We start from the raw sequence: 260 nt of genomic DNA on the forward strand, positions 1-260 counted from the left end.
CGCAGCGGTAGTTCAGTCGGTTAGAATACCGGCCTGTCACGCCGGGGGTCGCGGGTTCGAGTCCCGTCCGCTGCGCCATATTTTCCAGGTTCGACATGTCGAGCTTGAGATTGAACAGCTAAGGCTGATCGATCAGATGTTTAAAGACGGTTGAGGGTTTACGCTCAGCCGGTCAAGCGATACGCAGCGGTAGTTCAGTCGGTTAGAATACCGGCCTGTCACGCCGGGGGTCGCGGGTTCGAGTCCCGTCCGCTGCGCCA

Annotated in this window: 2 tRNA genes; both read left to right on the forward strand. The window is 59.2% G+C overall.

Annotation, left to right across the window (positions count from 1 at the left end):
- Position 1: 1 nt before the first annotated feature.
- Positions 2-78, forward strand: a tRNA-Asp gene (locus tag AACV02_RS25415).
- Positions 79-183: 105 nt separating this feature from the next.
- Positions 184-260: transfer RNA gene (locus AACV02_RS25420), tRNA-Asp, on the forward strand.

Source organism: Pseudomonas sp. Larv2_ips (assembly GCF_963879675.1).
GTDB lineage: Bacteria > Pseudomonadota > Gammaproteobacteria > Pseudomonadales > Pseudomonadaceae > Aquipseudomonas.